At 64.3% G+C, this 23,826-nt stretch carries 17 protein-coding genes; 9 read left to right on the forward strand and 8 right to left on the reverse strand.

What is annotated here, in order from left to right; all coding sequences use genetic code 11:
* Window positions 1–1,091 precede the first annotated feature (1,091 nt).
* Together AC6I6U_RS08935 and AC6I6U_RS08940 are read left to right on the forward strand one after the other, a co-directional pair.
* Window positions 1,092–1,796, forward strand: coding sequence for a methyl-accepting chemotaxis protein (locus tag AC6I6U_RS08935; protein ID WP_497883005.1), 705 nt, complete (start codon window positions 1,092–1,094; stop codon window positions 1,794–1,796).
* Between the two features lie 124 nt (window positions 1,797–1,920).
* Window positions 1,921–2,319, forward strand: a complete 399-nt coding sequence (locus AC6I6U_RS08940; protein ID WP_497881599.1) for a hypothetical protein — start codon at window positions 1,921–1,923, stop codon at window positions 2,317–2,319.
* On the opposite strand, the gene AC6I6U_RS08945 is transcribed toward AC6I6U_RS08940, so the two are convergent.
* Together AC6I6U_RS08945 and cra are read right to left on the reverse strand one after the other, a co-directional pair.
* The gene (locus tag AC6I6U_RS08945; RefSeq protein ID WP_497881600.1) at window positions 2,294–3,085 is read right to left on the reverse strand and encodes a TatD family hydrolase; all 792 of its coding nucleotides are present in this window, start codon (window positions 3,083–3,085) and stop codon (window positions 2,294–2,296) included. The two genes, AC6I6U_RS08940 and AC6I6U_RS08945, sit on opposite strands and share 26 nt — an antisense overlap.
* 2 nt (window positions 3,086–3,087) lie before the next feature.
* On the reverse strand, window positions 3,088–4,083 hold the full coding sequence (cra, locus tag AC6I6U_RS08950; RefSeq protein WP_497881601.1) for a catabolite repressor/activator: 996 nt from the start codon (window positions 4,081–4,083) through the stop codon (window positions 3,088–3,090).
* A 673-nt stretch (window positions 4,084–4,756) separates the two neighbouring features.
* On the opposite strand from cra, the gene AC6I6U_RS08955 reads away from it, so the two are divergent.
* From AC6I6U_RS08955 to AC6I6U_RS08975, 5 genes are all read left to right on the forward strand, one after another.
* A complete protein-coding gene (locus tag AC6I6U_RS08955; protein WP_497881602.1) occupies window positions 4,757–5,152 on the forward strand; it encodes a hypothetical protein in 396 nt (131 codons plus the stop codon).
* Between the two features lie 453 nt (window positions 5,153–5,605).
* On the forward strand, window positions 5,606–8,467 hold the full coding sequence (ptsP, locus tag AC6I6U_RS08960) for a phosphoenolpyruvate--protein phosphotransferase (protein ID WP_497881603.1): 2,862 nt from the start codon (window positions 5,606–5,608) through the stop codon (window positions 8,465–8,467).
* Window positions 8,467–9,408, forward strand: coding sequence for a 1-phosphofructokinase (pfkB, locus tag AC6I6U_RS08965; protein ID WP_497881604.1), 942 nt, complete (start codon window positions 8,467–8,469; stop codon window positions 9,406–9,408). The genes ptsP and pfkB overlap by 1 nt, the downstream gene beginning before the upstream one ends.
* 11 nt (window positions 9,409–9,419) lie before the next feature.
* Entirely contained in the window at window positions 9,420–11,162 is a 1,743-nt protein-coding gene (locus AC6I6U_RS08970; protein ID WP_497881605.1) for a PTS fructose-like transporter subunit IIB, read from the forward strand.
* A gap of 302 nt (window positions 11,163–11,464) precedes the next feature.
* Window positions 11,465–13,006, forward strand: coding sequence for an alkaline phosphatase D family protein (locus AC6I6U_RS08975; protein ID WP_497881606.1), 1,542 nt, complete (start codon window positions 11,465–11,467; stop codon window positions 13,004–13,006).
* A gap of 41 nt (window positions 13,007–13,047) precedes the next feature.
* On the opposite strand, the gene AC6I6U_RS08980 is transcribed toward AC6I6U_RS08975, so the two are convergent.
* Window positions 13,048–15,573, reverse strand: coding sequence for a PepSY domain-containing protein (locus AC6I6U_RS08980; RefSeq protein ID WP_497881607.1), 2,526 nt, complete (start codon window positions 15,571–15,573; stop codon window positions 13,048–13,050).
* A gap of 280 nt (window positions 15,574–15,853) precedes the next feature.
* On the opposite strand from AC6I6U_RS08980, the gene AC6I6U_RS08985 reads away from it, so the two are divergent.
* A complete protein-coding gene (locus tag AC6I6U_RS08985; RefSeq protein ID WP_497881608.1) occupies window positions 15,854–16,648 on the forward strand; it encodes a tetratricopeptide repeat protein in 795 nt (264 codons plus the stop codon).
* A 49-nt stretch (window positions 16,649–16,697) separates the two neighbouring features.
* Here AC6I6U_RS08985 and AC6I6U_RS08990 read toward each other — a convergent pair whose 3' ends face one another.
* From AC6I6U_RS08990 to AC6I6U_RS09010, 5 genes are all read right to left on the reverse strand, one after another.
* Window positions 16,698–17,861 (reverse strand): type III PLP-dependent enzyme, encoded by a 1,164-nt coding sequence (locus AC6I6U_RS08990; RefSeq protein WP_497881609.1) that lies wholly within the window; start codon window positions 17,859–17,861, stop codon window positions 16,698–16,700.
* Between the two features lie 475 nt (window positions 17,862–18,336).
* Complete coding sequence (locus tag AC6I6U_RS08995) at window positions 18,337–19,494, reverse strand: osmoprotectant ABC transporter ATP-binding protein OsmV (protein ID WP_497881610.1); 1,158 nt, start codon at window positions 19,492–19,494, stop codon at window positions 18,337–18,339.
* Window positions 19,491–20,144, reverse strand: coding sequence for an ABC transporter permease (locus tag AC6I6U_RS09000; RefSeq protein WP_497881611.1), 654 nt, complete (start codon window positions 20,142–20,144; stop codon window positions 19,491–19,493). Before AC6I6U_RS09000 ends, AC6I6U_RS08995 begins: the two co-directional genes overlap by 4 nt.
* Before the next feature lie 9 nt (window positions 20,145–20,153).
* On the reverse strand, window positions 20,154–21,047 hold the full coding sequence (locus AC6I6U_RS09005; protein WP_497881612.1) for a glycine betaine ABC transporter substrate-binding protein: 894 nt from the start codon (window positions 21,045–21,047) through the stop codon (window positions 20,154–20,156).
* Between the two features lie 14 nt (window positions 21,048–21,061).
* Window positions 21,062–21,751 (reverse strand): ABC transporter permease, encoded by a 690-nt coding sequence (locus AC6I6U_RS09010; protein ID WP_497883006.1) that lies wholly within the window; start codon window positions 21,749–21,751, stop codon window positions 21,062–21,064.
* Window positions 21,752–22,129: 378 nt separating this feature from the next.
* Between AC6I6U_RS09010 and AC6I6U_RS09015 the strand changes: the two genes are divergently transcribed.
* Window positions 22,130–23,713 carry a peptide chain release factor 3 gene (locus tag AC6I6U_RS09015; protein WP_497881613.1) on the forward strand — a complete coding sequence of 528 codons (1,584 nt, stop codon included), beginning with the start codon at window positions 22,130–22,132 and terminating at the stop codon, window positions 23,711–23,713.
* Window positions 23,714–23,826 lie beyond the last annotated feature (113 nt).

Here is a 23,826-nt window from a genome sequence, read left to right on the forward strand (position 1 = left end):
TCAACGCCGTGCTCGGCCAGTCCGGCAAGGCCGGCGATCTCGAGGGGCGCATCAGCCAACTCGAACAGCACGTGCTCAGCCGCCTGCAAGGCTTGACCGCGGTGACTGGCGATCCGGAGCAACTGGCGCTGTTCACCGCCAAGCGTGATGAGCTGATCGCCGGGTTCAAGGCCCAGCAAGCCGAAACCTCCCTGCAGAGCAAGAGCGCGCTGATCGACAAGCTGTTGGGCAAGGCGCAGATCTTCGGCAAGATCGTCGTCAGCCAGTCGGGGCTCAGTCGCGATGGCCAGGGCGACCTGCGCCAATTGAGCGAACTGATTACCAGCGTCACCCCGCAAGTCACCCAGACCCTCGGCGAGGGCCGCGCCATGGGCGCCTATTCCCTGGGCCAGGGCTTTCTCAATTCGTCATCGAGTACCCGCTTCGACGAGCTGCTGCAACAGATCGAGAAGCTGCAGGCCGAATACGCCCTCAAGCTGCAGGATGCCCTCGGCGGCAGTCGCAATGCCCACGCCGCCCTGGACTCGTTGGCCAACGCCAGCCAGGCCTCGCTGAAAAAGGCCAGCGAGCTGTTCGAGGAGCAGGTGGTGATGGCCGAAACCCTGGAGGCACCGTGGCCGGCGTTCTATGACGAGGTCAGCAGTGTGATGGCCCAGACCTACCAGCTCAATGATGCGACCCTGGCCTACTTCGCCCAGGAACTGCAGCAGCGCCTGGAGCAGAAACGCCTGCAGATGCTCCTGCTGGTGGTGGCATTGGCGGTGGTGTTTCTTTCGATCGTCTACCTCTACGGCGGCTTCTACGCCTCGACCCGCACCACCCTGCGTCGCCTCGGGCAGATGATGGACAAGGTTGCGGCGGGGGACATGACGGTCAGCTTCGTCGCCCACAGCCGCGACGAACTGGGCGAGCTGGGTGCGGTATTCAACGGCACCGTGGCGAAGATCCACGACCTGATCGAGAGGGTCGGGCAGACCGTTGGCGAGGTCGAGCGTCAGGCCGGGCAGGTGGAGTCGGTATCGGCCCGCAGCAACCAGGCGGTGGCCGGCCAGCGTAGCCAGATCGAGCAGGTCGCCACGGCCATGAACCAGATGTCGGCGACCGCCCAGGAGGTGGCACGCAGTGCCGCCGCTGCGGTCAGCAGTGCCCACAGCGTGAATGACGAAACCCTCAGCGGCCGAGCCCTGGTGGAGTCCCAGCAAGGCTGCATCGCCCAGTTGGCCGGCGAGATCGACCAGTCGGTGCAGGTCATCAATCAACTGGCCATCGACAGCCAGTCCATCAGCCAGATTCTCGAAGTGATCAAGAGCATCGCCGAGCAGACCAACCTGTTGGCGCTGAACGCCGCGATCGAGGCCGCACGTGCCGGTGAACAGGGGCGCGGTTTTGCCGTGGTGGCCGACGAGGTCCGCACACTGGCCAAGCGCACCCAGCAATCGACCGAGGAAATCGAACAGATGATCGGCAAGCTGCACGGCGGTGTTGGCGCAGCGGTCAAGGCCATGGGCGTCAGCCACCAGATGGCCGATGGCACGGTCGGGCAGTCGGAAAAGGTCCAGCGTGCCCTGGAAAACATCCTCGGCTCCGTCGGCATGATCGTCGACCAGAACCAGCAGATTGCCGCCGCCGTCGAACAGCAGACCGCCGTGGCCCACGACATCGACCAGAACATCGTCGAGATCAACCGGGCTGGCGAGCGCACCGCCGATGGCGCCCACCAGACCGAAAGCGCCAGCCGGCAACTGTCGGCCCAGGTGGTCGAACTGAAGCAACTGATCGGTGCTTTCCGGGTCTGATGCTTGGAATAGTCTGTAGTACTTGATTGCTTGGCGTGTAGTCAGAATCCTGTTTTCTTCAGTGGCCGATCTTTCTGCTCAGGATGAGCGAACATTCACTGATCCAGCCTAGGGAGGAACAGGTTTGACGGAGACGCTCATGGGCATCAAGGGGCGGTGTGCCCACTGCAATGGCACATTTGACCTCAGTGCATGGCACCTGAATGCGATTGCCATCAATGAAAGCTTCGCCTGCGTTTGCTGCAGCAAGGCCCTGGAACTCAACTGCCCGAAACAGCTCAAGCGCTTCAGGGTGCTGGACTCGCTGTCGCTGCTCAAGGCCAGCCTGATCGTACTGATCGGTGCCTCGTTGCTGGTCGCGCTGGTGTGCGAGTGGATCGGGCTGATCACTGTGGTCGAGCAGCTCAACTTTTCCCTGCTGGCGCTGCTGCTGTACTTCGCGACCCTGCGCTACGCCCGCTATCGGCAGCGGATGACCCTGATTCTGCAGCCGGCGCTCAGGCCGGGTTCACTGACCAGTTGAACACTGCGCAGGCGTTGGTGGTGCTGGCCGCTGCCAATGCCTCGGCGCTGACACCCATGATGTCGGCGATGGCCTTACAAATGGCCGGCAGGTGTTCCGGGCTGTTGCGCATGCCGGGGTACATCACCGGGGCCATGTCCGGCGAATCGGTTTCGAGTACCACCGCGTCCAGCGGCAAGTCGGCGATCACCTTGCTCAGGCGCAGCGCCTGTGGCCAGGTGCCGGCACCGCCGAGGCCGAGCTTGAATCCCAGCTTGAGGTATTCGCGGGCTTCCTCGCGGCTGCCGGCAAAAGCGTGGATGATCCCGCCACGTGCCAGGCGAAAGCGCTTGAGGGTGGCGATGGTTGCGGCATGGCTGCGCCGCACGTGCAGCAGGGCGGGCAGGTTGAACTCCGCGGCCAGCTGCAGTTGCGCTTCGAAAAGCGCCTGCTGGCGTTCGCGATCGAGTTGCGGGAGAAAGTAGTCCAGGCCGAATTCGCCCACCGCGCACAGTTGCGGGTGGCCGGCGAGGCGCTCCAGCCAGTCGCGCAAGTCACTCATATCGCCTGGGCGGTGGTCGTCCAGATACACCGGGTGCAGGCCCAGTGCCGCATGCAGTTGCGGGTCGCCTTGCACCAGGTCCCAGACCCGCTGCCAGTTGTCCCGATAGACCCCCAACACCACCATCCGCCCGACGCCGAGGGCGCGACTGCGTTCGAGCAGTTCGCCGCGGTCGGCATCGAAGTCCGGGAAATCGAGATGGGTGTGGGTGTCTATCAGCTCCATGTTCAAGCCTCGCGGATCCGCTGCTTGAAGGTCCGGACAATCGCCTGGACGCCGGGCTGGTAGTGTTTTTCCTCGATGGCGGCGAGGGCCAGTTGCAGGGCCTTTTCCGCGATCAGTTGATGCTGTTGGGCCATGGCGTTGACCGGCAGCGGCAGGAAGTCCAGCAACTGCGTGTCGCCGAAAGTGCCCAGGCGCAGCGCTTGCGCGGTGAGCGGCTGCGCCTGCAAGGCATCGAACACGCCCTGCAGCAGCACGTAGGACGTGGTCACCAGCGCATCGGGCAGGTGGCCCAGGCGCTTGACCAGCTTTTCCATCAGTTCGCGGCCGCATTCGCGACTGAAGGCTTCGCCATGCTCGATCAGCACTTCGCCGGCGAAACCGTCCAGGGCCTGCTGGAAACCGCCGGCCCGCTGCTGGCTGATGCTCAATTCGGACCGGGCACCAACCAGGGCGATATGCCGGGGCTTGGGTTGCAGCAGGCTGCGGGTCAGTTGCAGGCTGGCCTGGTGGTCATCACTGATGACCGAGCAGAAGTGTGCCGGCTGCATTTCCCGGTCGATGGCAATGATCGGCAGCCCCAGTTCCTGCAGTTGGCGATAGCTGTCGTCTTCGCCCGGCAGGCAGCTGGCGACGAACAGCGCATCGCAGCGGCGGGCGCGGAACAGTTGCAGCAGCTCGCGTTCGCTTTGCGGGTCATCGTCGGAACTGGCGATCAGCAGTTGATAGCCGCGGGCCCGGGCACCTTGCTCCAGCAGCTTGGCGATGCGCGCGTAGCTGGGGTTCTCCAGGTCCGGCAGGATAAACCCGAGGGTGCGCGTCTTGCGGCTACGCAGCCCGGCGGCTTGGGGGTTGGGGGTGAAGCCATATTGCTCGACCACCGCCCGTACCCGTTCCACGGTACTGCTGCTGATGCGCTGTTGCTCGGCCTTGCCATTGATGACGTAACTGGCGGTGGTAACGGACACCCCGGCCAGTTGAGCAATATCACTGAGTTTCAAGCGGATGATTCCTTGTTAGCTGTAGCTCATGGCTGCATGTTCGTTGATCGTATCCTATTTTCGAGCAATGACACTGGGAAGGGGCTGCGGCGTGGGTTGCTGGGGAACAGGTCTGAGGCCCCGGCGCCTGATCGGCTCCAGGGTGCTGGAACCGTGTGAGGCTGTGGCGAGTGGGCTTGCCCACGCTCGGCTGCGCAGCGGCCGCAAAACCTGCCACTGCGTTGCGCCTGATGCACCGGGTGGGCGGTTTTTGGGGCCGCTTCGCGACCCCGCGCGGGCCAGCCAGCTCGCCACAGGGTGAGGTCATCAGGCCAGGCATCCGGTTGCCATGGCTTGATGGGAGGCTGGTAATGCGGAGAAACAGCTTTCAAAAAGAACTTATATTTCCTACGTGTTTTTGGCGTGGGAGAATATTGAGTGCGCTCGGTGCCGTGTCTACATTCCCGTTGTCGCTGCCAAATCAGCGATACGGGTTTCGCAGCCCGGTATTTCAGTCGGGCGCACAGCGCCGCGTAATGCGGCTTTTTCATGTCTGCTTTATGGTGGGCTGTGCGCAGGAGGCTTATGCCTGCCGGTTTTTTCCTGACTGACCGGTCTGCGAACCTGCGTACAGTTCGCCACCCTTGTGTCGCAGCGAGCGTGGAGATCCCCTACAACAGTCAGGAGATTCACCATGGCCAAGAAAATCACCCCCGATCCTCCTCCCGTTTTCGATGAGCCCACGCGGCCAGATGCGGCCCGATTGCTTGATTCCCTCGCGTTGACCCTGTCCAGGACCGTCGACCCCGCCGACCCGCTCAAACCCACGCTGTTTGCCATCCAGCCCGGCGTTACGGCTCATGATGCGCTGAGCTACGTATCGAAGTTGCTGGAGGTCGCCGAGTTGAACGGTGACGAAATCAGCCTGCATGCCAACCCGGTGGAGCGCACGTTGTTCTGGGGCATGTTGCACTCGATGGAGATGGCGAGGGCGGTGGTGGATGCTTTGCTGGAGGGGGCATCTAGCCCTGATCTTTCTCCCGCTCCGCGTGGGAATACCTCCCAGGACGCTCTGCGTCCGCCCAAGTGACTCAGAGCGTCACGGGCTGCGTGCCCACGCGGAGCATGGGTACGATCGAGCCTGTGACTTGCCCGCGAAGCTTTTGGCGGTCTCCAGTGCCCTTTCGCGGGCAAGCCACGCTCCTACAGGAGGCGTGTCGTACACAAAACAGGCTCACGCCACCGTACTGTAGGAGCCGGGCTTGCCCGCGAAGAGGCCCTCATGCCTTGCCCACCCCTCCAGAATCCAGAACGCCCTCCATGCGACGTTACCGACCGGCAGGGCTTCTACGTCGGACAATAATCGAGTAACGTGTCCTATATTCTTGATTAAACGTTTCAGCAAGCGTGTTTACAGGCGATCACGGCCCCGTGTCCCGGTCCTGCCAAAAGACCGTTGCACCTCTCTCGGCCGGTCAGCCTAAGCTGATGTATTCAAAACAATACCTAGCGCCCAGCCGTGGACGCTGAATAGGAGAAAGGCATGCTCGAGCTCACCGTTGAGCAGATTTCCATGGGCCAGTCGGCTGTGGACAAGTCTGCCGCCCTGCAACTGCTCGCCGATTCACTGGTGGCCGACGGCCTGGTCGCCGAGGGTTATCTGTCTGGCCTGCAGGCCCGTGAAGCACAAGGCTCGACCTTTCTCGGCCAGGGCATCGCCATTCCCCACGGCACTCCAGAAACCCGCGACCTGGTGCACGTCACCGGCGTGCGCCTGCTGCAATTTCCCGAGGGCGTGGACTGGGGGGACGGGCAGATCGTCTACCTGGCCATCGGCATCGCGGCGAAATCCGACGAACACCTGCGCCTGCTGCAACTGCTCACCCGCGCCCTTGGCGAAACTGACCTGGGCCAGGCCCTGCGTCGGGCCAGCAGCGCCGAAGCGCTGTTGAAGCTGCTGCAGGGCGCGCCCCAGGAGCTGGCACTGGACGCGCAGATGATCGGCCTCGGCGTGGTCGCCGAAGACTTCGAGGAACTGGTGTGGCGCGGTGCCCGCCTGCTGCGCCAGGCCGATTGCGTGAGCAACGGTTTTGCCGCGGTGTTGCAGCAGGTCGAAGCCCTGCCGCTGGGTGACGGCCTGTGGTGGCTGCACAGCGAGCAGACGGTCAAGCGCCCGGGGCTGGCTTTCGTCACGCCGGAAAAACCGATTCGTTACCTTGGCCAGCCGTTGCACGGGCTGTTCTGTCTCGCCAGCTTGGGCGAGGCGCACCAGGCCCTGCTCGAGCGCCTCTGTGCGCTGCTGATCGAAGGTCGTGGCCATGAGTTGGGCCGCGCCACCAGCAGCCGTGCCGTACTGGAGGTGCTGGGCGGCGAGCTGCCGGCCGACTGGCCGAGCGCGCAAATCGGCCTGGCCAACGCCCATGGCCTGCACGCTCGCCCGGCGAAGGTGCTGGCGCAACTGGCGAAGAGTTTCGAGGGTGATATTCGTGTACGCATCGTCGATGCGCCGGGCAGTGCCGTCTCGGTGAAGAGCCTGAGCAAGCTGCTCAGCCTCGGTGCCCGCCGCGGCCAGGTGCTGGAGTTCATCGCCGAACCGACCATTGCTGCCGATGCGCTACCGGCGCTGCTGGCCGCGGTGGAGGAAGGCTTGGGTGAAGAAGTCGAACCCTTGCCGGAAGTCGCGGTTGTGAGCGCCCCGGTGGAAGAACCGCCCGTGGTGTTGACCGCGCCGACTGCCGGCAGCCAACTTCAGGCGATCGCTGCTGCGCCGGGTATCGCCATCGGTCCGGCCCATGTCCAGGTTGCCCAGGTCTTCGACTACCCGCTGCGCGGCCAGTCTGCCGCCATCGAGCGCCAGCGCTTGCAAGAAGCCCTGGGCGCGGTGCGCCAGGATATTGAAACGCTGATCCAGCGCAGCAAGGCCAAGGCGATTCGCGAGATTTTCATCACCCACCAGGAAATGCTCGACGACCCGGAACTGACCGATGAGGTCGATAGCCGGCTCAAGCTCGGTGAAAGCGCCGAGGCCGGCTGGATGGCGGTGATCGAGGCCGCGGCGCGCCAGCAAGAGTCCCTGCAAGATGCCCTGCTGGCCGAGCGTGCGGCAGACCTGCGGGACATCGGTCGGCGGGTGCTCGCGCAATTGTGCGGCGTGCAGACCCTGGCCGAGCCGGACGTACCCTATGTGCTGGTGATGGATGAGGTCGGCCCGTCGGACGTGGCGCGCCTCGATCCGGCACGGGTCGCGGGCATCCTGACGGCCCGTGGCGGTGCCACCGCCCACAGTGCGATCGTCGCCCGGGCCCTGGGGATTCCGGCGCTGGTTGGCGCCGGCGCCGAGGTATTGTTGCTGGCCTCGGGCACCACGCTGTTGCTCGATGCCCTGCGCGGGCGGCTGCATGTGGCGCCGGATGCCGCTGCCTTGCAGCGTGCGCTGCAGGAACGCGACACTCGCGAGCAGCGCCTGCGCCTGGCCGCCGAACAACGCCACGAGCCGGCGCTGACCGGCGACGGGCACGCGGTGGAGGTCTTCGCCAATATCGGCGAAAGCGCCGGGGTTGCTGCTGCGGTGGAGCAGGGCGCCGAAGGCATCGGCCTGTTGCGTACCGAGCTGATCTTCATGGCCCATCCGCAAGCGCCGGACGAGGCGACCCAGGAAGCCGAATACCGTCGCGTGCTCGACGGCCTCGCTGGCCGGCCACTGGTGGTGCGCACCCTCGATGTCGGTGGCGACAAGCCGCTGCCCTATTGGCCGATCGCCAAGGAGGAAAACCCGTTCCTCGGCGTGCGCGGCATCCGCCTGACGCTGCAGCGGCCACAGATCATGGAGAGCCAGTTGCGCGCGCTGTTGCGTGCCGCCGACAACCGTCCGCTGCGAATCATGTTCCCGATGGTCGGCAGCGTCGCCGAGTGGCGCCAGGCCCGCGACATGACCGAGCGCTTGCGCCAGGAAATCCCGGTGGCCGACCTGCAACTGGGGATCATGATCGAGGTGCCGTCGGCCGCGCTGCTGGCCCCGGTGCTGGCGGCCGAGGTGGACTTCTTCAGCGTTGGCACCAACGACCTGACCCAGTACACCCTGGCCATCGACCGTGGCCACCCGACGTTGTCGGCCCAGGCCGATGGCCTGCACCCGGCAGTATTGCAACTGATCGACATCACCGTGCGCGCGGCCCATGCCCATGGCAAGTGGGTGGGCGTGTGCGGCGAGCTGGCCGCCGACCCGCTGGCGGTGCCGGTGCTGGTTGGCCTGGGTGTCGACGAATTGAGTGTGGCCGCGCGGAGTATTCCCGAGGTCAAGGCGCGTGTGCGCGAGCTGGCCCTGCCGGCGGCCCAGGCTCTAGCCCGCTCGGCGTTGGCCGTGGGCAGCGCCGATGAGGTGCGTGCTCTGGTGGAGGCGGTGTAATGGCGCGGATTCTGACCCTGACCCTGAACCCGGCGCTGGACCTGACCGTGCAATTGGCACGGCTGGAGCCCGGCCAGGTCAACCGCACGGTGTCGTTGCTGACCCACGCGGCCGGCAAGGGCGTGAACGTCGCCCAGGTATTGGCCGACCTCGGTCATCAACTGACCGTGAGCGGCTTTCTCGGCGAGGACAACCAGCAGCCGTTCGAGGCGCTGTTTGCCCGCCGTGGTTTTGTCGATGCTTTCGTTCGCGTGCCGGGGGAAACCCGCAGCAACATCAAGCTGGCCGAGCAGGATGGCCGCGTCACCGATCTGAATGGGCCGGGCCCGGAGGTCGATGAGCAGGCCCAGCAGGCCTTGCTGGAGACGCTGGAGCGGATCGTGCCCGGCCATGATGCCGTGGTGGTTGCCGGCAGCCTGCCGCGCGGTGTCAGTGCGCAGTGGTTGCAGGCGCTGTTGCTGCGCCTGAAACAACTCGGGCTGAAGGTCGCCCTCGATACCAGCGGCGCGGCCTTGCAAGCGGGTTTGGCCGCTGCGCCGTGGCTGGTCAAGCCCAATACCGAGGAACTCGCCGAAGTCCTGCAACGTCCGGCAGAGACTGCCCAGGCGCAGGCCGAGGCTGCTGCCAGTCTGCAGGCCCAGGGTATCGAGCACGTGGTGGTGTCCCAGGGGGCCGAAGGGGTCAACTGGTTCAGCACGGGCGAGCCCCTGCATGCCCAGCCGCCGAAGGTCAGCGTGGCGAGTACCGTCGGCGCTGGCGACTCGCTGTTGGCGGGCATGCTCCATGGTTTGCTCAGCGGCCACCCGGCCCGACAGACCCTGGGTACCGCCACCGCGATCGCTGCCCAGGCGGTGACCCAGATCGGTTTCGGTATCGGCGACCAGGCGCAACTGGCGCAGCTCGAACACGGCGTCAGCGTGCACGCCCTGACAGAACAATAAGAGGGATTGTGATGAACGTAGCCATTGTTACCGCCTGCCCGAATGGCATGGTCACCAGCGTGCTTTGTGCCCGCCTGCTGGAAGCGGCGGCCCTGCGCCTGGGCTGGAGCACCAGCGTCGAGGTGCACGATCCGCGTCATCCCGAACGGCAACTGACGGCGGCCACCCTGGCGGCGGCGGAATGGGTACTGCTGGTCAGCAGCGTGCCTGTGGATATGTCGCGGTTCGTCGGCAAGCGGATCTACCAGGTCGCGCCAGCCCAGGCGTTGCAGGATGTCGAAGGCCTGCTGAGTCGCGGTGCCGAAGAGGCCACGGTGCATGTCGCGCCTGAAGCCGTCGTCGAAACGGCGGTCGCCGGCCAGCGGCCTGTGCGGCTGGTGGCGGTCACGGCTTGCCCGACTGGCGTTGCCCATACCTTCATGGCAGCCGAAGCCTTGCAGCAGTCGGCCAAGCGGCTCGGCTACGACCTGCAGGTGGAAACCCAGGGCTCGGTCGGCGCGCGCAACCCGCTGAGTGCCCAGGCCATCGCCGACGCCGACGTGGTGTTGCTGGCGGCCGATATCGAAGTCGCCACCGAGCGCTTCGCCGGCAAGAAAATCTATCGCTGCGGCACCGGCATCGCCCTCAAGCAGCCGGATGCGACGCTGAACAAGGCCCTCGCCGAAGGCAAGCCGGAGACGGCGGCAGCCGGTGCCAGCCAGGCGCCGGCCAAGCAGGAGAAGACCGGCGTCTACAAGCACCTGCTGACCGGTGTGTCGTTCATGTTGCCGATGGTGGTGGCGGGCGGTCTGCTGATCGCGTTGTCGTTCGTGTTCGGCATCACCGCGTTCAAGGAGCCCGGCACCCTGGCCGCAGCGCTGATGCAGATCGGCGGCGAGAGCGCGTTCAAGCTGATGGTGCCGCTGTTGGCCGGCTACATCGCCTACTCGATTGCCGACCGTCCCGGCCTGGCGCCGGGCATGATCGGCGGCCTGCTGGCGAGCACTCTGGGGGCGGGCTTCATCGGCGGTATCGTTGCCGGTTTCCTGGCTGGCTACAGCGCCAAGGCGATCAACCGCTACGCCCGGCTGCCGACCAGCCTGGAAGCATTGAAACCGATCCTGATCATTCCGTTGTTGGCGAGCCTGTTCACCGGTTTGGTGATGATCTACGTGGTCGGCAAGCCGGTGGCCGGAATGCTCGAAGGTCTCACGCACTTCCTCGACAGCATGGGCACCACCAACGCAATCCTGTTGGGCGTGTTGCTGGGCGGGATGATGTGCGTCGACCTTGGCGGGCCGATCAACAAGGCGGCCTACGCATTCTCGGTCGGGCTGCTGGCCTCGCAGAGTTATGCACCGATGGCCGCGACCATGGCCGCCGGCATGGTGCCGCCGATTGGCCTGGGCATCGCTACCTTGATCGCCCGGCGCAAGTTTGCCCAGAGCGAGCGCGAGGCAGGCAAGGCGGCGTTCGTGCTTGGCCTGTGCTTCATCTCGGAAGGGGCGATCCCGTTTGCCGCGAAGGACCCGCTGCGGGTGATTCCGGCGAGCATCGCCGGTGGTGCGCTGACTGGCGCCCTGTCGATGTACTTCGGCTGCAAGCTGATGGCGCCCCATGGCGGGCTGTTCGTGATGCTGATCCCGAATGCGATCAACCATGCGTTGTTGTACCTGCTGGCGATCATTGCCGGCAGCCTGGTGACGGCGCTGGCCTATGCCGTGCTGAAGCGCCCCGAAGCGGTCGAGCTGGTCGCCGAGCCGGCGCAGGCTTGACCTGGCGTGCCGCCTCATGAAAGAGAGGCGATACCTTGTGGCGAGCGGGCTTGCCCGCGCTGGGGCGCGAAGCGGCCCCAAACCCTGCTGTCGCGTTGTATCAGGCATAACGCGGTGCTGATCTTGCGGCTGCTTTGCAGCCGAGCGCGGCGGTGCGGCGTCCCGACAAGCCCGCTCGCCACAAAAAGTCCGCTCATGCGATCAATCCCAGGCAGAGCATGGGAACGACCAAAGGCCACTGTCACGCCTCTTTCATTCCCTGACGCTAAGTTCTGCGTTTGGCTTTCTTCAGGGAGTTCACCATGAGCGATTTCAATCTCGGACGCCGTCGCGTCATGCAGGCCGTCGGTGCCGGCATTCTCTTGCCGGGCCTGGCACCGGCCGTGATCGCTTCGGTCAAGGACCGTCCGCAGTTGACCGACGGCGTGCAGTCCGGCGACCTGCAGGGCGACAAGGCGATTGTCTGGAGCCGCAGCGATCGTCCGGCGCGCATGGTGGTGGAATGGGACACCCGTAGCGTTTTCAGCAATCCACGACGATTCGTCTCGGCGCTGGCCGATGCCCGCACCGACTTCACCGCTCGGGTCGAACTGAGCGGCCTGCCGGTCGATCAGGCGATTTTCTACCGCGTGCATTTCGAGGATGCCCAGACTGGCGTCTCCAGTGAGCCCTGGTTCGGTCACCTGCGCAGCGTGCCGCAGCAACGCCGTGACATCCGTTTCGTCTGGAGTGGCGACACCGTCGGCCAGGGCTTCGGCATCAACCCGGACATCGGCGGCATGCGCATCTATGAAGCCATGCGCCTGCGCCTGCCGGACTTCTTTATCCACAGCGGCGACACCATCTACGCCGATGGCCCGATCCCGGCACAGATCACCACGGAAAGCGGGCGCATCTGGCGCAACCTCACCACCGAGGCCAAGAGCAAGGTCGCCGAGACCCTCGACGAATTTCGCGGCAACTACCGCTACAACCTGATGGACGACAACCTGCGCCGGTTCAACGCCGAGGTGCCGCAGATCTGGCAGTGGGACGACCACGAGGTGACCAACAACTGGTCGCCGAGCAAGCAACTGGATGAGCGCTACAAGAGCAAGGATATCCACAGCCTGGTCGGCCATGCGCGCCAGGCCTGGCTGGAATACGCGCCGTTGCGCCGGCAGCAGGCCGACGCTGGCGGGCGGATCTATCGCAAGCTCAGTTATGGGCCGATGCTCGATGTGTTCGTACTCGACATGCGCAGCTATCGCGGGCCGAACGATGACAATCTCGGCGGCGAAAAGGCCTTCCTCGGCCGCGAGCAACTGGAATGGCTCAAACGTGAGCTCAAGGGCTCCCAGGCGCAGTGGAAGGTCATTGCCGCCGACATGCCGATCGGCCTCGGCGTGCCCGACGGCGAGGTCAGCCCTGGCGTGCCGCGCTGGGAGGCGATTGCCAATGGCGATCCCGGCCCGGCCCAGGGGCGCGAACTGGAGATTGCCGAACTGCTTGGCTACTTGCGGGCGCAGAAGGTGTACAACACGGTCTGGCTGACCGCCGATGTGCATTACTGCGCCGCGCACCACTATCACCCGGATCGCGCCGCGTTCCAGGATTTCGATCCGTTCTGGGAGTTCGTCGCCGGGCCGCTGAACGCCGGCAGTTTCGGCCCCAATGTGCTGGACAAGACCTTCGGTCCACGGGTGGTGTTCGAGAAGGCGCCGGCGGTGCAGAACAGTTCGCCGTTCGCCGGCTTCCAGTTTTTTGGCGAGGTGAATATCGACGGCCAGAGCGGCGAGATGAGTGTGGTGCTGCGGGACCTGGATGGCGTCGCGGTGTTCGAGCAGAAACTGCAGCCGGTCTGAAGGGGCGCCGCGCCCAATCCACTGGACGCGGTGTTCAGGCCTCAGTAGACGTCGCGGCGATAGCGGCCTTGCTCGATCAGCCGGTCGACCGCCTCGGCCCCGAGCAGGTCCACCAGTGTCTGGTCGACGCCGGCCGCCATTCCTTGAAGGCTGCCGCAGATGTAGATCGCCGCGCCTTCGGCGAGCCAGCGATGCAGCTCGTCGGCGGCTTCGCGCAGGCGGTCCTGGACGTAGACCTTGGCTTGCTGATCGCGGGAAAAGGCCAGGTCCAGGCGCGCGAGATCGCCCTGGGCCAGCCAGCCCTGCAACTCCTCCCGGCAGTAGAAATCATGGGCCTCGTTGCGTTCGCCGAACAGCAGCCAGTTGCGTTGCTGGCCTTCGGCGATGCGCGCCTTGAGCAGGCTGCGCAGGCCGGCGAGGCCAGTGCCGTTGCCCAGCAGGATCAGCGGGCAGGGCTCCTCCGGCAGGTGGAACACGCTGTTGCGCCGCAGCCGCAGGGTGATTGCCGCGCCCAGGCGGGCGTGCTCGGTCAGCCAGCCGGAGCCGAGGCCGAGGCTGCCGTCGGCGTGCCGTTCCTGGCGCACCAGCAGCTCCAGTTCGCCGTCGCTGGCGATCGAGGCAATCGAGTACTCGCGTTGGGCCAGTGGCACCAGCGCATCGACCAGGGCCTGGGCATGCAGGCCGACCAGATGCCCGCGGTTGTCCGGCAGATGGCGGCTGGCCAGGGCCTGGGCGAGGGTTTCCGACAGGCCGTCGACCTGCACCGGGCTTGAGGCATCCAGGCCAAGGCCGTCAAGGAAGCGCTCGACGGCCGCGTCGCCCTGGCGTGGCAGGATTTCCACCAGGTCACCGGCTTGCCAGGTGCTTGGGCTTGGCGCGGCCAGGCCCAGCAGGTAGACGCCGGAGCCACTGCTGCCCGGATTGAGCAACTCGCGCCGGACCAGGGTCCAGTTGTCGAAGCGTGGCGCTTCCCAGGCCGCCAGCGGTGCACCACCGGTGATCTGGCTGAGCTGTTGTTGCCAGTAGCGCAGTGCGTAGGGATCGCCGCTGTCGACTTCCACCGGCGCATACAGCGTGTGGCTGCCGCAGGTTTCGAGCCAATGGTGCAGGCGGCGGGCGAAACCGCAGAAGTTCGGATACTGGCGATCGCCCAGGGCGAGGATCGAGTAGTTCAGGCCGTCGAGGACCAATGCCTGGCCGAGTACCTTGCGCTCGAAGCCGCGGGCGCTGTCGGGGGCCTCGCCGTCACCGAAGGTGCTGACGACGAACAGGGCGTGGCTGAATGCCCGCAGTTGCTGTTCGTCGATGGCTGCCAGCGGCTGGACCTGCGCCGGCAGGCCGGCGGCCTGCAACTGGCCGGCAGTCTGCCAGGCCAGTTGTTCGGCGAAGCCACTCTGGCTGGCGAAACCCACCAGCCAGGCGGGACTGCTGCCATTGCTCTGGCCGAGGCCGTCACGGGCTTTTTTCACCGCTTGCTTCTTGCGTCGGCGGTCCAGGTACAACAGCCAGCCGGTGACGAAGAACAGCGGCATGGTCAGGCTGGAGACGGTCAGCAGGATCCGCCCGGTGAGGCCGAAATAGCTGCCGACATGCAGCGCGTAGATGCTCGTCAGCAACTGCGCCTTGAAACTCTTGTCGGCGTAGGGGAAGTGCTCGCTGATGGCGCCGGTGGCCGGGTCGAGGTTGATCTGGTTGAGCGCGCGATCATGGGGCGAGTCCTGCAGCATGTAGTAGACGATCGCCGGCTGGCCGGCCACTGGTGGCAGGCGGATGTTGTAGGCGCTCAGGCCAGGGCCGGCAGCCTTCTGGATGCTGGCCCAGATCGCGTCGTAGTCGGCGGTCGGAGCCGGGCCTGCCGGAGCCGGGCCACGGTTGGCCCGGCGCTGTTGGGCCGGCGAATCGGCCAGCAGTTTGCTCAGGCCGTTGGAGTACCACTCGTAGGACCACCACAATCCGGTCAGCGCCGATAGCAGGTAGAGTACCAGGCACCAGGTGCCGGCCACCGAGTGCAGGTCCCAGTTGAAGGCGCGGCCCTTTTTCGCCCAGTCGAGGGTCAGCCAGGCGCGCCAGTCGAGGGCCTTGCGCGGCCAGCGCAGGTACAGCCCGGACAGGCAGAAGAACACCAGCATCAGGGTGCAGGCGCCAGTGATCTGCCGACCGGTATCGCCCAAGGCGAGCACGCGGTGCAACTGCAGCACCAGGTTAAAGAAGTCCTGACCGACGACCTCGCCCTGGTAGTCGCCGGTATAGGGGTCGAAGTAGCGCAACTGGCCGCGGCGTTCTCCTGGCGGCGCGGTGAAGAACACGCGCCCGGCTTCATCGCCATGGGGCTCGACCCACAGCATCGAGACGCTCTTGCCCTCGGTGGCCTCGAGCTTGCGCACCAGTTCGGCAGGCGGTAGGGCCGGGTGATCGGGTACTTCGACCTGCAGCACCGAGGGATTGAGCAGGCGCAGCAGTTCGTCCTGGAAAGACACCATGGCACCGGTGATACCCATGAAGGCCAGCACCAGTCCGGCGGTGATGCCGAACAGCCAGTGCAGTTGAAACAGCGTTTTCTTCAACACGGTGACCCGCCTTGCTCAATCAGAGTGATTCTTTACGGCGCGCATTATGCCGTTTTTGCGAATGCGAAGAATTCATATTTGTTAGCGCTTTACAAACATTCTGCTACAGGGCGATAGACATCCGGTGGCATGTCGCTAGTCGAATGTGTCACGGGAGGCCTGGGGCTATGGTTTTACACTGGCAATAAGAATCAAATACCATTGCGACCCTCTCTCTTTTATCAGGTGCTCCATGCCGCAACACATTCAGTCCGTGGCTTGCCGAGGCGGGTGCTAGGCGATGGGCTTCGATCTGCGACGTGAGGAAGTGCTCGACGGCGAGGCACTCAGGCTCATGCTGGAGGACAACCCGGCCCGCGCCGCGCAGGCCATTGTGTTGGCGGCCGGCGAGGGCATTATCGACGCCCAGGCGCTGTTGGGACAGATCCTGCTGCAAGGGCAGGGCATTGAGCAGGACCTGTCGCTGGCCCAGCGCTGGTTCGAGATCGCGGCCAACGGCGGTCACCTCCTGGCGCGCAACATGCTGGGTCGTTGTCGGGAGCACGGCTGGGGCTGCGCGGCCGATGCCGGGGAGGCGGCGCGGCATTACCGGACTGCTGCGCAGGCCGGGCTGGATTGGGGTTTGTACAACTATGCCAACCTGCTGGCGACCGGACGTGGGGTGGTCGAGGATCAGGGGCAGGCGCTGGCGTGTTATCGGCGTGCCGCCGAGCTGGGGCACGCCAAGTCGATGAACCTGCTCGGGCGCTATCTGGAGGACGGACGATTTTGTCCGGTCGATGTGGCGGCGGCTCATGACTGGTATCGGCGTTCGGCCGAGGCCGGCGATTTTCGCGGGCAGTTCAGCCATGCGGCGGTGTTGGCTGACCAGGGACAGGTCGAGGCGGCACGGCAGTGGCTGCAGCGGGCGCTGGAAGGGGGCAACCTGAAGTTCCTGCGGGTCAGTCGCCAGGCGCTGGCGGCGGCGAGAGAGCCGGGGCTTCGGGAGATGGCGCTGGCTTATCACCGGCGCGCGGCTGAACTGGGTGATGACAGCGACCGGGCTGCCTTGCAGGCCCTTCAGCCAGGCCCATGAAAAAGGCCCGTGACAAGCACGGGCCTTTGAGTGTCGCGACGGCTGGTCGTTACACGTAGAACGACTTCAGCGGTGGGAAACCGTTGAACTCGACGGCGCTGTAGCTGGTGGTGTAGGCCCCGGTGGACAGCCAGTACAGGCGGTCGCCGGCAGCCAGGTTCAGTGGCAGGCCGTACTTGTAGTTTTCGTACATGATGTCGGCGCTGTCGCAGGTTGGGCCGGCGATCACTACTTCTTCCACTTCACCGTTCTTCTCGGTCCAGATCGGGAACTTGATCGACTCGTCGGTGGTTTCGATCAGGCCGGAGAACTTGCCCACGTCGGTGTAGACCCAACGCTCCACGGCGGTACGCGACTTGCGCGCCACCAGCACCACTTCACTGACCAGGATACCGGCGTTGGCGATCAGCGAACGGCCGGGCTCCAGGATGATTTCCGGCAGGTCGTCACCGAAGTCTTCCTTCAGGAAGCGGATAATTTCCTCGGCATAGGTTTCCAGGCTGTTGGTCCGGGTGATGTAGTTGGCTGGGAAACCGCCACCCATGTTGATCAGCTGGAGGTGGATGCCGTCTTCTTCCTTCAGGCGTTCGAAGATCACCTTGACCTTGGCGATTGCCGCGTCCCACACGCTGATATCGCGCTGTTGCGAGCCGACGTGGAAGGAGATGCCGTAGGGCACCAGGCCCAGGTCGCGGGCAAGGATCAGCAGGTCCATGGCCATGTCGGTCTGGCAGCCGAACTTTCGCGACAGCGGCCAGTCGGCCGTGGTCGAGCCTTCGGTGAGAATCCGCACGTAGACTTTCGAACCCGGAGCGGCCTTGGCGATGTTGCGCAGGTCGGCTTCCGAGTCGGTGGCGTACAGGCGCACACCTTTCTCGTAGAAGTAGCGGATGTCCTTGGATTTCTTGATGGTGTTGCCGTAGCTGATGCGGTCGGGGCCGACGCCCTGGCCCATCACTTTATCCAGTTCGTAGATCGAGGCGATGTCGAAGTTCGAACCCTTCTGGTTCAGCAGGTCGATGATCTCGACTGCCGGGTTGGCCTTGACCGCGTAGTAGACCTTGGCGAATTCGAAACCGGCACGCAGGTCATCATAGGCCTGGGAGATCATCTGGGTATCGATGACCACGAACGGGGTTTCCTGCTTGTCGGCGAATGCCTTCATTTTCTTGAAAGTATCGCGCGCGAAATAGTCTTCGACCTGGATCGACATACGGGGGGACTCCTAGTGGCAAACGTGAGTTATCAATGGGTGCAAATGAACGTCCTCCGTATCCCCACTTTGGTTCGCCTACTTCCCAAGGCATTGCCGCCGAAAGCAAAAAGGCCATCCGGGCCGCCCGAAAGCTGCTGCGCTTGAAAAGGCTGCGTCGGCAAGAGGCTTGGAGTACTCATTTACAATCAGTAAATTCCGCTTCCTCGCCTCTCGCCGCCTTGCCTTGTCTGCGCTCGCTACGCTTTCGGACGACCCGGATCTGTTTCCCTTGGCCTTGCTGTCTCGTCGTCAGTACTTGAGCCGGATGGATCGTTTCCAGCATGGACGTTCGGCGCGAACTTTAGGACTTGAGGGGCTTTAGATCAACTAAAAATGTCGCGTTTTTGCACGCGCTCGTCGCGTGATCCGGATCAGCCATTTATTTAACCGACCCGGATGACAGTCTGATGTTCCCCCTCTACGACCGATGGTCCTACGCCTCGACCAGCTCCGCCGGAGAAACGATGCTGGTCTTGGCCCCGCGCGAGCGCCCGGAGCTGAGGTAGGCGGCGATCGATTCCTGGGTCACCTCGCCGAGGAATACCCGTTCGGCATCCATCACCGGCAGCCACGAACGGTTGAACTCGTACATCCGCGACAACAGGATGCGCAGGTGCTCATCGTAGGCGGCGGTGGCGTTGAACTCGCGCAGGAACTGCCCGCAATCACCACTCTGGCGATGCAGGTCGCGACGACGCACATAGCCCAGGGCCTTGTTGTCGGTGTCGGTGACCACCACGTAGCGGCGGTCGTGCTCGTCCATCAGTTCCAGTGCCTCGGCCACCGGCGTCTGCGGGCTGACCGATGGCGCGTTGTCCGCAGCGTCCTCGGCCTTGACCAGCAGCAGGCGCTTGAGGGTGCTGTCCTGGCCGACGAAGTTGCTGACGAACTCGTCCGCCGGGTGCGCCAGCAGGGTGTCCGGGTGGTCGATCTGGATCAGCTTGCCGCCACGGAAAATGGCGATCTTGTCACCCAGCTTGAGGGCTTCGTCGATGTCGTGGCTGACCATGATCACGGTCTTGTTCAGGGCCCGCTGCATCTCGAAGAACTCGTTCTGGATCATCTCCCGGTTGATCGGGTCGACCGCGCCGAACGGTTCGTCCATCAGCAACAGCGGCGCCTCCGCCGCCAGCGCGCGGATCACGCCGATGCGCTGTTGCTGGCCGCCGGACAGTTCCCGTGGATAACGATTGAGGTACTGCTTGGGTTCGAGCTTGATCATGCTCATCAGCTCGCGGGCCCGTTCGTGGCATTTCTGCTTGTCCCAGCCGAGCAGGCGCGGGACCACGGTGATGTTTTCCTCGATGGTCATGTTCGGGAACAGGCCGATCTGCTGGATCACGTAGCCGATGTTGCGGCGCAGGGTCACTTCATCCAGTTCGGTGGTGTCCTCGCCGTTGATCAGCACCTTGCCCGAGGTGGGTACGATCAGGCGGTTGATCATTTTCAGCGTGGTGCTCTTGCCGCAACCGGAGGGACCGAGGAACACGCAGATCTCGCCTTCGTTGACGGTCAGGCTCACGGAGTCGACGGCCTTGACCGCCTTGCCATTGCTTTGAAAGGTTTTGCTCAGGTCTTGAAGTTCGATCATTTCAGGAGTCCTTTTGGAGTCAACGTGCGTTGCAGGCGTTGCAGCAGGAGGTCGGCGACGATGGCCAGTACGCTGACCAGCACGGCGCCGACCAGCAGCATCGACATGTCGCTGCGGCTGATGGCCGCCAGGATGAGTACGCCCAGGCCGCCGGCGCCGATGGTGGCGGCGATGGTCATGACGCCGATGTTCATCACCACGGCGGTGCGCACGCCGGCGAGGATCACCGGCACGGCGATCGGCAGTTCGACCATGCGCAGGCGCTGGCCGAAGGTCATGCCGATGCCCCGCGCGGCCTCACGGATGCCCGGCTCGACGCCGGTCAGGGCCAGGTAGGTGTTGCGCATGATCGGCAACAGGGAATAGAGGAACACGGCCGTGATCGCCGGCAGCGGGCCGAGGCCCTGGCCGAACTTCGAGTAGAACGGCAGCAGCAGGCCGAACAACGCGATCGACGGAATGGTCAGCAACACCGTGGCACTCGCCTGCAGCGGCCCGGCCAGCGTCGGGAAGCGGGTCATCAGCACGCCCAGGGGCACGCCGAAGAGGATGGCCAGGGTTACGGCGATGCCGACGAGGGTGATGTGCTGCCCGGTCAGATGCAGGACCTGTGACCAGTCCAGGTGGGAAAAGGCGTTGATAAAGTCCATGTCTTCTCCTCAGTGGATAGGGTGTTGGCGCAGGAAGTCGGCGGCCACGGCGGAGGGGCTTTCGTGGTTGACGTCGACCCGGGCGTTGAGCTGGCGCATGGTTTCGTCGTCGAACAGCTCGGCCAGCGGCTTGAGGTCGGCGGCCAGTTTCGGGTTGGCGTCGAGGACCGCCTTGCGCACCACGGGGGCGGCGGTGTAGTCCGGGAAGTAGTGCTTGTCGTCTTCGAGCAGCTTGAGCTTGAAGGCGTTCAGCCGGCCGTCGGTGGTGTAGACCAGGCCGGCGAACACCTGGCTGTTGCGCAGCGCGGTGTAGACCAGGCCGGCGTCCATCTGGCGGATGGTGCGACGGTCGAGGTTCATGCCGTACAGCTTGACCATGCCTTCCAGTCCGTCGGAACGGTTGGCGAATTCGGTGTCGAGGGCCACCAGATGGTGTTCGTCGGCTTCGTTGGCCAATACGCTGGTCAATTGGCTGATGGTGTTGATCTGTGGGTATTGCTGCGCCACTTTCTCTGGCAGGGCCAGGGCATAGGTGTTGCTGAACTTCGACGGGGTGAGCCAGACCAGGCCTTTTTTCGCGTCGAGTTCCTTGACCCGAGCGTAGGACTGTTCGCTATCGAGTTTTTCCGTCACATGGTTGTAGGCCACCAGCGACACGCCGGTGTATTCCCAGAGCATGTCCAGCTGGCCGCTTTCGTGGGCGCTGCGCGCCAGGTTGCTGCCCAGGCCGCCAGTGACCTGGGTGTCGTAGCCCTTGCTGCGCAGGTACTGCGAGGTGATCTCGGCGAGTAGGGTCTGCTCGGTGAACACCCGGGCGCCGATACGGATCAGCGGTTTGTCGGCGGCCTGGGCCGTGCCGGCGAACAGCAGGGCACAGGCGATGAGGATGCAGAATCTTTTCATGTCTTTTCCTTTGCTCAGGCCGGGCGCAGCCCGCGTTCCAGCCAGAGGCGGCTGGCCAGGGTCACCAGGGCGTCGAGCAGCAGGGCCAGCAGCGCGGTGCAGGCGGCACCGAGGATCAACTGCGGCTGGTTGTTCAGGGCGATGCCGGGGAAGATCAGGCTGCCCAGGCTGTTGGCGCCGATCAGGAACGCCAGCGGCGCGGTACCGACGTTGAGGGCCAGGGCGATTCGCACGCCACCGACGATGATCGGTACGGCGTTGGGCAATTCGACTTTCCAGAGCACCTGGCGTGGGGTCATGCCAATGCCGGTGGCGGCTTCCTTGAGCGAGCCCTCGACGTTCTTCAGGCCTTCATAGGTGTTGCGCACGATGGGCAGCAGCGAGGCGAGGAACAGTGCGAAGATCGCCGGGCCGGCGCCGATGCCGAGAATCCCCAGGGCAATCGCCAGGACGGCCAGGGGCGGTACGGTATTGCCGATATTGAACACCTGCATGAAGCGTTCGGCGCGCGTGGCCATGGCCGGACGACTGAGCAGGATGCCGGCAGGGATGCCGACGACAAGCGCCGCGAACATCGAGGCGAGCACCAGGAAGAGGTGCGCTTGCAGGTAGAACCACAGATCGGCCTGGTAGTGCTCGATCGTGCTGATGCCGATCCAGTGGATCAACAGGGCAAGGAGGGCGATCACGATCGCACCTCCCATAAGCCCCTTGCCATAGCGATTAGCCACAGATGGACTCCTTTTTTTCGGTCGGCGAACACTTCCCCGTGAGGCACCGCCATTCCTGGCTGCCGGAAAAGTGTTCGCGAAGAGCAGCTTCGTCCCGGCCGATAAACGGCTGCGGAAGAAGCCATGAGCGCCGCCCTCGTCAGGCTAACTGACTGATTTTTCTACACCTGACGAAAGGTCATGACAGGGGAGTGGACGCCTGCGATGTTTAAAAGGTTCCGCAATTGGCAGCATTTGGCCATCTCGCAGTGATGGCGATGCAGGGCAACGGTCGGGCTGGCGGTGGCCGCTGGAGTGCAGTCTGGTCTATAATCTGCGCCCTTTTTTGAATCACCTGTCAGGCGATTTCCCATGACCAACCAGGCCGCCGAAGTCGCGAAACGCCGCACCTTCGCCATCATTTCCCACCCGGATGCGGGTAAAACCACCATCACCGAAAAACTCTTGCTGATGGGCAAGGCGATTGCGGTGGCCGGTACGGTGAAGTCGCGTAAATCCGACCGCCATGCCACCTCCGACTGGATGGAGATGGAGAAACAGCGTGGTATTTCCATTACCACCTCGGTCATGCAGTTCCCGTATCGCGAGCACATGATCAACCTGCTCGATACCCCCGGCCACGAAGACTTCTCCGAAGACACCTACCGGACCCTGACCGCCGTCGACTCGGCGCTGATGGTGCTCGACGGCGGTAAGGGCGTTGAGCCGCGGACCATCGCCCTGATGGATGTCTGCCGCCTGCGCGATACGCCGATCGTCAGTTTCATCAACAAGCTCGACCGCGATATCCGCGACCCGATCGAACTGCTCGACGAGATCGAGGCGGTCCTGAAGATCAAGGCCGCGCCGATCACCTGGCCGATCGGCTGCTACCGCGACTTCAAGGGCGTGTATCACCTGGCGGGCGACTACATCATTGTCTACACCCCCGGTCATGGTCATGAACGTACCGAGGTGAAGATCATCGAGAAACTCGACTCGCCGGAGGCCCGCGCGCACCTGGGCGACGAGTACGATCGTTTCCTCGAACAGCTGGAACTGGTGCAGGGCGCCTGCCACGAGTTCAACCAGGAAGAGTTTCTCAGCGGCCACATGACCCCGGTGTTCTTCGGTACCGCACTGGGCAACTTCGGTGTCGACCATGTGCTCGATGCGGTGGTCGACTGGGCACCGATGCCGCTGGCCCGTGTTGCCAACGAGCGTTCGGTGGAGCCGGTTGAGGAGAAGTTCACAGGCTTCGTGTTCAAGATCCAGGCGAACATGGACCCCAAGCACCGCGACCGTATCGCCTTCATGCGCATCTGCTCCGGCAAGTACGACAAGGGGATGAAGATGCGCCACGTGCGGACCGGCAAGGACGTGCGCATCGGTGACGCGCTGACCTTCTTCTCCTCCGAGCGTGAGCAACTGGAAGAAGCCTACGCTGGCGACATCATCGGCCTGCACAACCACGGCACCATCCAGATCGGTGACACCTTCACCGAGGGCGAGGCACTGGGCTTCACCGGTATCCCGCACTTCGCCCCGGAGCTGTTCCGCCGCGTGCGCCTGCGCGACCCGCTCAAGTCCAAGCAGTTGCGCCAGGGCCTGCAGCAGCTGGCGGAAGAGGGCGCGACCCAGGTGTTCTTCCCCGAGCGCAGCAACGACATCATCCTTGGCGCGGTCGGTGTGCTGCAGTTCGATGTGGTCGCCAGCCGCCTGAAGGAGGAATACAAGGTCGAGTGCTCCTACGAGCCGATCACCGTGTGGTCCGCGCGCTGGATCGATTGCAGCGACAAGAAGAAACTCGAGGAATTCAGCAACAAGGCCGTGGAGAACCTGGCGGTGGACGGCGGTGGTCACCTGACCTACCTGGCCCCGACCCGGGTCAACCTGGCGCTGATGGAAGAGCGCTGGCCTGATGTGAAATTCCGCGCGACCCGCGAGCATCATTGATTCGTCGTCGGCGAAGGTGAAGCACTGAAGACCCCGCTGCCTGGCAGCGGGGTTTTTTCTTTTCCGGGAGGGATGGACCAGGGTTTTACCTGGACCATGAAAAAGCCCCTTCT

The organism is Pseudomonas sp. UTLPPB19802, assembly GCF_059730225.1.